Source organism: Rhodococcus sp. P4_B6, assembly GCF_056402215.1.
Map to the genome: position 1 here is coordinate 22,946 of NZ_JBFUHV010000097.1, position 9,332 is coordinate 32,277.

The 9,332-nt window shown below is 68.3% G+C and carries 6 protein-coding genes; 4 read left to right on the top strand and 2 right to left on the bottom strand.

From position 1 onward, the window contains the following. Positions 1-16 precede the first annotated feature (16 nt). Entirely contained in the window at positions 17-2,614 is a 2,598-nt protein-coding gene (gene glgP / locus AC1DWT_RS32715; RefSeq protein WP_206012777.1) for an alpha-glucan family phosphorylase, read from the bottom strand. 160 nt (positions 2,615-2,774) lie between these two features. Between glgP and AC1DWT_RS32720 the strand changes: the two genes are divergently transcribed. From AC1DWT_RS32720 to AC1DWT_RS32735, 4 genes are all read left to right on the top strand, one after another. Further along, the gene (locus AC1DWT_RS32720; protein ID WP_206012778.1) at positions 2,775-4,793 is read left to right on the top strand and encodes an alpha-1,4-glucan--maltose-1-phosphate maltosyltransferase; all 2,019 of its coding nucleotides are present in this window, start codon (positions 2,775-2,777) and stop codon (positions 4,791-4,793) included. Next, a complete protein-coding gene (glgB, locus tag AC1DWT_RS32725) occupies positions 4,793-6,991 on the top strand; it encodes a 1,4-alpha-glucan branching protein GlgB (protein WP_072946986.1) in 2,199 nt (732 codons plus the stop codon). Before AC1DWT_RS32720 ends, glgB begins: the two co-directional genes overlap by 1 nt. Before the next feature lie 46 nt (positions 6,992-7,037). After that, complete coding sequence (locus AC1DWT_RS32730; RefSeq protein ID WP_083395819.1) at positions 7,038-8,459, top strand: neutral zinc metallopeptidase; 1,422 nt, start codon at positions 7,038-7,040, stop codon at positions 8,457-8,459. A 375-nt stretch (positions 8,460-8,834) separates the two neighbouring features. Beyond that, positions 8,835-9,125, top strand: a complete 291-nt coding sequence (locus AC1DWT_RS32735; protein WP_072946984.1) for a hypothetical protein — start codon at positions 8,835-8,837, stop codon at positions 9,123-9,125. Between the two features lie 69 nt (positions 9,126-9,194). On the opposite strand, the gene AC1DWT_RS32740 is transcribed toward AC1DWT_RS32735, so the two are convergent. Next, positions 9,195-9,332 (bottom strand): zinc ribbon domain-containing protein (locus AC1DWT_RS32740; RefSeq protein ID WP_477923834.1); only part of this gene is annotated, 138 nt, incomplete at its 5' end.

Below are 9,332 nucleotides of genomic sequence, written 5' to 3' on the forward strand. Positions count from 1 at the left end.
GGCTCAGTGGAGCCGGTCAAGGGTTCGGCACCGTCACCAGGCCCAGTTCCGACGGATCGACGAGCAGATCGTGGTGCGGAAGCACCCGCACCGTGTACCCGACCGAGCCGGACAGCGGCAGCGCCAGGTCGGCGACGAACAACTCCCCCGACTCGTCCGACGCCGAATGCGTCATCGGGACCGTAACGATGTCGGTGAGCTCCTCGTCCGGTCCGGCCTTGCCGATCACGGCCTGCACGGTGACGTCGTCGACGGACAGTTCACCGAGGCGGATACGGGCGCGGAGCACCAGATTCGCTCCGATCTCGGGAGTGTCGGGCAGCCCCGCGCCGTCGACCTGCAGGACCGTCACCGCAGGCCATGCCGCCTCGACGCGTCGACGGAACGCGGCGAGTTCGCGGGCGCCGGCGAAGTTCTCCGCCGCCACCGTCCGAGCCGATTCGGCCGCGGGCGCGTAGTACTGGACGGCGTAGTCGCGCACCATCCGCGACGCGAGCACCTTGGGGCCCAGATTCTGCAGCGTGTGACGCACCATCTCCACCCAGCGCACCGGCAGTCCGTCCGCGCGGTCGTAGAACCTCGGCAGGACGGCGCGCTCGAGCAGTTCGTACAGTGCGCTGGCCTCGAGGTCGTCGCGCCGGGTCTCGTCGACGACGCCGTCCGCGGTCGGGATGGCCCAGCCGTTCTCGCCGTCGAACATCTCGTCCCACCAGCCGTCGCGGATCGACAGGTTCAGTCCGCCGTTGAGCGCCGACTTCATCCCCGACGTGCCGCACGCTTCGAGCGGGCGCAGCGGGTTGTTGAGCCACACGTCGCAACCCCAGTAGAGGTACCGCGCCATCGACATGTCGTAGTCGGGGAGGAAGGTGATGCGGTGCCGGACGTCGGCGGCGTCGGCGAACCGCACGACCTGCTGGATGAGGGCTTTGCCGCCGTCGTCGGCGGGGTGACTCTTCCCGGCGACCACAAGCTGTACCGGACGCTCCTCGTCGAGGAGCAGTGCCCGCAGCCGTTCGGGGTCGCGCAGCATCAGCGTCAGACGCTTGTAGGTGGGCACGCGCCGGGCGAAGCCGACGGTGAGCACGTTCGGGTCGAACACCTCGTTCGTCCAGCCGAGTTCGGCGGACGTCGCGCCGCGTTCGATCCAGGACGCCCGGACCCGCCGGCGCACCTCCTCGACGAGTTTTCCGCGCAGCGCGTTGCGGGTCGCCCACAGCTCCTCGGCGGACAGATCCTGCAGCCGCTCCCAGCCGCGGGCCTCCTCGACCAGTTCGGGGCCGAGGATGCGGGTGGCGAGATCGATCCATTCGGGTGCGGCCCAGGTGGGCGCGTGGACACCGTTGGTGACCGAGCCGATCGGCACCTCTCCGGCGTCGAAGCCCTGCCACAGCGGCTGGAACATCTCCCGGCTGACGATGCCGTGCAGCTTGGACACACCGTTCGCTCGCTGCCCGAGACGCAGGCCCATGTGGGCCATGTTGAACACGGACGGATCCGATTCGCGCCCGAGTCCGAGGATCCGGTCGATCGTCAGCCCCGGCAGCAGGGACGATTCGTTCGCCCCGTTGTCGCCGCCGAAGTAGTGCCGCACGAGGTCGGCCGGGAACCGGTCGATTCCCGCGGGAACGGGGGTGTGGGTCGTGAAGACGGTGCCGGCGCGGACCGTGGCCAGCGCCTCGTCGAAGTCGAGCCCGCCGGTGGTGACCAGTTCGCGGATCCGCTCGATGCCGAGGAAACCGGCGTGACCTTCGTTCATGTGGAAGACGGCGGGATCGGGCAGGCCGTAGGCGTGGGTGTAGGCGCGCACCGCGCGGACGCCGCCGATGCCGGCGAGGATCTCCTGTTTGATGCGGTGGTCCTGGTCGCCGCCGTACAGGCGGTCGGTGACGCCCCGCATCTCGGCGTCGTTCTCCGCGATGTCGGAGTCGAGCAGCAGCAGCGGGACGCGCCCCACCTGGGCGATCCACACGCGGGCACGCAGCACCCGACCGCCGGGTACCGCGACGTGCACGAGGACGGGCGCCCCGTCGGACGACTGCGGCCCGGACTCGGTGAGCAGGCGCAGCGGCAGGCCCTGCGGGTCGTGCGGCGGGTAGTGCTCGGCCTGCCAGCCGTCCGCGGTCAGCGACTGCCGGAAGTATCCCGAGCGGTACAACAACCCGACACCGATCAGCGGCAGTCCCAGATCGGATGCCGCCTTCAGGTGGTCGCCGGCGAGAATTCCGAGGCCGCCGGAGTAGTTGGGCAGCACTTCGCTGACCCCGAACTCCATTGAGAAATATGCGATCCCGCCGTCCAGCGACACTCCCTTGGCCTGCTGGTTCTGATACCAGCGGGGCCGGGACAGGTAGTCGTCGAGGTCGGCGGCCGCGGCGTCGAGCCGGGCCAGGAACGCGACGTCCTCGGCCAGTTCGTCCAGGCGGGCGGGATCGACCTCACCGAGCATCCGGACCGGGTCGAACTGCACCTGCCGCCACAGGTCCTCGTCCAGCAATCCGAACAGTTCCTGCGTGGCCGGATGCCACGACCAGCGAAGATTGGTGGACAGCGGACCGAGGGCAGCGAGCCGCTCCGGAAGGTGGGCTCGGACAGTGAACCGACGCAAGGCTTTCACCTCGCGAACGATAACGCACTGCGGGCGTCGTCGCGCCGTGTCGGGCCGGGTGGGCGTCAGATCTCCAATACGGACAGGAACCGGTCGACTCCACTACGGTTGAACGGGCGGCCCAGCCCACGAGCCGCCGGCAACTTCCGGCTATGGAACGGAGCCCAGTGTGACAGGTCGACTCGGAATCGACGACGTGGAACCGAACGTCGGGTGCGGCCGCTTTCCCGCCAAGGCCGTTGTGGGTGAGGTGTTTCCCGTCCGGGCAACCGTGTGGCGCGAAGGTCACGACGCCGTGGCCGCCACACTGGCGGTGCGGGGGCCGCGCAGTGCTTCGTCCGGCGGCTCGGCGACGTTCCGGATTCCCATGACCAGCGGTCCGGTGCCCGACACGGTCGACGGTTCCTTCACCCCGACCGGCGAGGGTCTCTGGACGTTCCGAATCGAGGCCTGGAGCGATCCGGTCACCACGTGGAAGCACGGGGTCGAGGCGAAGCTCGCGGTGGGACAGGGTCCGGCCGAACTGGCCAACGACCTCGAGATCGGTGCACGGTTGTTCGAGCGTGCCGCGAAGGGCGTCCCCCGCGGGGACCGTTCACGACTGACCGGGGTCGCGGCGTCGCTGCGTTCCGACCGTCACCTCTCCGAGCGGGTGGCTCCGGCGTTCGGATCGGACGTGACCGAACTGCTGCGCGCGCATCCGCTGCGCGAACTGGTCACGAAGAGCGAGGCGCACACCGTGCTCGTCGATCGCACGCGGGCGCTGTTCGGGTCGTGGTACGAGTTCTTCCCGCGATCCACCGGCGGCCGGGACGAGAACGGCAGGCCCCGGCACGGCACGTTCGCGACGTCCGCGGCGGCGCTTCCCCGGATCGCGTCGATGGGTTTCGACGTGGTGTACCTGCCGCCCATCCACCCGGTGGGAAAGATCAACCGGAAGGGCCCCAACAACACGCTGACCCCGGGCCCCGAGGACGTCGGTTCGCCGTGGGCGATCGGCTCGGACGAGGGCGGCCACGACGCGATCCATCCCGAGCTCGGGACGCTGCGCGATTTCAAGGCGTTCATCGCCGCCGCCCGGAAGCTGAACCTGGAGGTGGCGATCGACCTGGCCCTGCAGGCCGCACCGGACCATCCCTGGGCGAAGAAGCACCCGGAATGGTTCACCGTCCTTCCCGACGGCACCATCGCCTACGCCGAGAACCCGCCGAAGAAGTATCAGGACATCTACCCGGTCAACTTCGACGACGACCGCGACGGCATCTACGCGGAGGTCCTGCGGGTCGTGCGGCACTGGGTTGCGGCGGGCGTCAAGATCTTCCGGGTCGACAACCCGCACACCAAACCGGCGGACTTCTGGGAGTGGCTGATCGCCGAGGTCAAAAAGTCGGATCCGGACGTCCTGTTCCTGTCCGAGGCGTTCACCCGTCCGGCACGACTGTACGGTCTCGCCCGCCGCGGGTTCACGCAGTCCTACACGTATTTCACGTGGCGGACGGCCAAGTGGGAGTTGACGGAGTTCGGCAAGGAGATCGCCGCCAAGGCCGACGAGGCGCGCCCCAACCTCTTCGTCAACACCCCGGACATCCTGCACGAGAGCCTGCAGACCGGCGGTCCGGGAATGTTCGCGCTGCGCGCCGCGCTGGCGGCGACCCTGTCGCCCACGTGGGGCGTGTACTCGGGTTACGAACTGTACGAACATGTTCCGGTGCGTCCGGGCAGTGAGGAGTACCTCGACTCGGAGAAGTACCAGCTGCGTCCCCGTGACTTCGAGGGAGCGGCCGCCCGCGGCGAGTCCCTGGAACCGTGGATCACCGCGCTCAACCGGATCCGCAGGCAGCATCCGGCGCTGCAGCAGTTGCGCAACATCCATTTCCACCACGTCGACAACGACGCCCTGATCGCGTACTCCAAGTTCGACGCCACCACCGGCGACGCCGTGCTGACGGTGATCAATCTCAACCCGTACGGCGCCGAGCAGGGCAACGTGTGGCTGGACATGCCGGCGCTCGGCCGCGACTGGCACGACCACCTGACCGTGCTCGACGAGGTCACCGGGGAGCAGTATCACTGGGGGCAGACCAACTTCGTGCGCCTCGAACCGTGGCGGGCCGTGGCCCATATCCTGGCATTACCGTCGATTCCCTATCCGGCCAGAACGAAGCTGGCCTACCGCGGAGGTACATAGTGACCGTCGAACCGCCTGTCGCCATCGCACCCGACGCCGCCGACCTCGACCTGCTGGCCCGGGGCGAGCACCACAACCCGCACTCGATCCTGGGCGCGCACCCACATCCCGAGGGCACGGTGATCCGCGCGCTGCGCCCCTACGCCGAGGCCGTCGACGCCGTCATCGGTGGGACGAGTTTCTCGCTGGAACACCTCGCGCACGGTGTGTGGGGCGCGCTGGTGCCGTACCGGGACCTGATGGACTACCGGCTGTCCACGACGTGGCCGGGTGGTCACAACGACGTCTCCGCCGACGGCTACCGGTTCCTGCCGACGCTCGGCGAACTCGACCTGCACCTGTTCGGTGAGGGCAGGCACGAGCGGCTGTGGGAGATCCTCGGCGCGCACCGCCGCCGCTACGACACCCCCGACGGCACCGTCACCGGCACGTCGTTCGCCGTGTGGGCGCCCAATGCCCGCGGGGTGAGCGTGATCGGCGATTTCGACGGGTGGAGCGGCCGGAACTTCCCGATGCGGGTGCTCGGGTCGACGGGGGTGTGGGAGTTGTTCGTCCCCGGGATCGAGGTCGGCGACCTGTACAAGTTCCGGGTCCACGGCCCCGACGGCAGTGTGCGCGACAAGGCCGACCCCATGGCCTTCGCGACGGAGGTCCCTCCCGCGACCGCGTCCCGGGTGTCGGTGAGCACGTACGAATGGAACGACGCCGAGTGGCTGGCGCAGCGGGCGGCCACCGAGCCCGCGCAGTCCCCGATGAGCGTGTACGAGGTGCACCTCGGTTCGTGGCGACCGGGGCTGAACTACCGCGAGATGGCCGAGCAACTCGCCGCCCACGTCACGGAGACGGGGTTCACGCACGTCGAACTGCTGCCGGTCGCCGAGCACCCGTTCGGCGGGTCCTGGGGATACCAGGTGACGTCGTACTACGCGCCCACCTCACGGTTCGGCTCGCCCGACGACTTCCGGTGGTTCGTCGACCACCTGCACGCCGCCGGCATCGGCGTCATCGTCGACTGGGTGCCTGCCCACTTCCCCAAGGACGAGTGGGCGCTGGCCCGGTTCGACGGCACACCGCTCTACGAGCACAGCGATCCCCAGCGCGGCGAGCAACTCGACTGGGGAACGTACGTGTTCGATTTCGGGCGTCGCGAGGTCCGCAACTTCCTCGTCGCCAATGCGCTGTACTGGCTCGACGAGTTCCATGTGGACGGTCTGCGCGTCGACGCGGTCGCGTCGATGCTGTACCTCGACTATTCGCGGCCGGAGGGCGGCTGGACACCGAACATCCACGGCGGCCGGGAGAACCTGGAGGCGGTCGCGTTTCTGCAGGAGACCAACGCCACGGTCCACAAGCAGCACCGCGGGGTCGTCACCATCGCCGAGGAATCGACGGCGTGGCCGGGTGTCACCCGCGCGACCAACGTCGGCGGACTCGGGTTCAACATGAAATGGAACATGGGGTGGATGCACGACACCCTCGGGTTCCTGGCGCACGATCCCGTCCACCGCAGCTATCACCATCACGAGATCACGTTCTCCCTGATGTACGCGTGGAGCGAGAACTATCTGCTCCCCATCAGCCACGACGAGGTGGTGCACGGGAAGGGCACGCTGTGGACGCGGATGCCCGGCGACGACTGGTCGAAGGCCGCCGGCGTGCGGGCCCTGCTGGCGTACATGTGGTCGCACCCCGGCAAGCAACTGCTGTTCATGGGTCAGGAGTTCGGGCAGACCGCGGAGTGGTCCGAGGAACGCGGACTCGACTGGTATCAGCTCGACGACCCGTATACGGGCGGCTTCCACCGCGGTCTGCTCCGGCTCGTCCACGACCTCAACGCCACGTACCGCGAGCACCCGGCGTTGTGGACGCTCGACACGTCACCGGGTGGGTTCTCCTGGATCGACGCCAACGACACGGCGAACAACGTCCTGAGCTTCCTGCGTTACGGCACCGACGGGTCGATTCTGGCGTGCCTGTTCAATTTCTCGGGTTCCGCGCACGCGAATTATCGTGTGGGCTTGCCAGAACGGGGCGAATGGCGTGAAATTCTCAACACCGACGCCGAGGTCTACGCAGGATCGGGTTGGGGAAATCTCGGTGCGGTGACGGCAACTTCGCAGCCGTGGCACGGCCGTCCCGCCTCCGCGGAGGTGGCACTGCCCGCGAACGGAGCGATCTGGATGAGTCTGGAGCGTTGATGAAGGCACGGCCTTGCTGACCCGACGTCGGCTGTGGGCTGCGAGCGTGAGCGTTCTGGCCGCGACTGCGGTCGTACTGTCGGGGTGCACGCGTTCGGTGGACGGTGAGGCCGCGTCCATCTACGACGATCCGTTCAAGGTGGCGGGCCTCGACGCCACGTCGGGTCCGAGCGGTGCCCGCAAGGGCGCGCCCGCCGCCGACCTCCCCGTCACCGGCACCGACGGCGGTGAGATCGACACGATGGCGGCCAACGCGGTGAGCGACATCGAGAGTTACTGGCGCACCGAGTTCCCGGCACTGTTCCAGCGCACGTTCGAGCCGGTGGAGGAGCTGATCTCCTGGGATCCGCGGGATTCCGACGGCCCCCGGTTCTGCGGAGACAGCACCAAGGAACTCCTCAACGCCGGCTACTGCAGCACCGACCACACCATCGGCTGGGACCGCGCGCTGCTGCTGCCGGAGGTCGTGGAGAAGTTCGGCATCGTCGCCGCCGTCTTCGTGCTGGCCCACGAGTACGGGCACGCCGTCCAGACGAAGGCGGGAATCGCCGACGAGAACGTGGGCGGCGGCATCGTGCGGGAACAGCAGGCCGACTGTTTCGCGGGGGCATTCATGCGGCACATCGCGGAAGACAAGGCGCCCCATTTCACGCTGAACACGTCGGACGGCCTCAACAAGGTACTGGCGTCGGCAGTGGCGATCGGTGACACCGACCCGAACGATCCGGACAACGTGCACGGCTCGGCGTTCGAACGAGTCACCGCCACCCAGATCGGATTCACGGACGGACCGGCAGCGTGCACGCGCATCGACGAGAAGGAGATCGACTCGCGGCGCGCGGATCTGCCGCAGCGCTTCGCCGACGACACCGACGACGGCGAACTTCCCGTCACCGACGAGTCCGTCGAGGCGTTCTTCACGTCGTTCCAGCAGATCTTCGATCTCAGCGATCCGCCCACGCTGCAACTCGACGGCGCCGACCTCGACTGCGCGGACGCCGACGTGACGGAACCGGTGTCGTACTGCCCGGCCACCAACACGATCGGGGTCAGTGTCGACGCCCTCGCCGAACGCGGCACACCGGGACGCCCGGGCCGTCGTGAACTGTTCCAGACCAAGCTCACCGGCGACTACAACGCGTACGTCCTGCTCGCCTCGCGGTACACCCTGGCGTTGCAGCGGGACCGGGGCGACGATCTGCACTCACCGCAGACCGCGCTGCGGGCCGCCTGCCTGTCCGGTGTCATCACCAGCGCGCTGAGCCCGGCCAGTCCGGCCACCCTGGCGGAGGGCAGCGTGTGGTTGTCCCCCGGCGACCTCGACGAGGCGGTCTCGGGACTGCTCACCGACGGACTCGCCGCCAGTGACGTGAACGGGGAGACCGTGCCGAGCGGGTTCTCCCGGGTCGACGCCTTCCGCACCGGCGTGCTCGGAGGCGAGCAGGCCTGCGAGGGCCGGTACCGCTGACCGGTCGCCGGCTCAGATCTCCCGATAGCCGAGCGCCGCGGAGATCCGTCCGGCGGCCCGGCACACGACCGGCACGAGGCCGCGCATCCGCTCGTCGGGCATGTACGGACTGGGGACTTCTGCTGTCGGCCTTCGGCTGGACGTATGCAGCGCTGCAGATTCCCGGTGGATGGCTCGTCGACCGGATTCCCCCGAGACTGCTCTGCCCCGCCTGCCCTCATCCTCTGCTCGATCGCGACCGCGTGCATGGGGTCATCGGCGGCCTCGTGGCGCTCATCGCGTTGCGACTGCTGGTCGGCGTGTTCGGGGGCGCCCGCGTATCCCGATCAACAGCCGGGTCGCGACGGCCTGGTACCCGAGCATGAACGTACGATCGTGATCGGTTTCTACACCTCCGGACAGTTCATCGAACTGGCCCTGCTCCCTTCCTTCTCTCATGGTTGCAGTCCGTGCTTGTCCTGGCACGTCGACCTCGTGGAGGAGGAACGCGAGCGTCCGGAGGTGACCCGGAACGATGTCGCCACCGTCCTCGGCCGGCACAAGCTGTGGGGAATATACCTGGGGCAGTTCTGGCTCACGTCGACGCGGTGGTTCTTCGTCACCTGGTTCCCACCTACCTCGTTGATTTACCGGGGCATGGATTACTTGACTTCCTCTCGGCCGTGAACGACCGAGATTCCCCTCGAGACTCGCGTCCCGAGGTTCCTGTTTCACCGACAGTCGCCACCCCGCACGTTATGTGCGAGGCGGTCTCACACCGTCTCCGCAGGCTGCCACCGCCAGTCCGACGGCCAAAATATTCCTCGCCGCGTTCACATCCCGATCATGGACGACGCCGCACCGGCACGCCCACTCCCGCACGTCCAGCGGCAT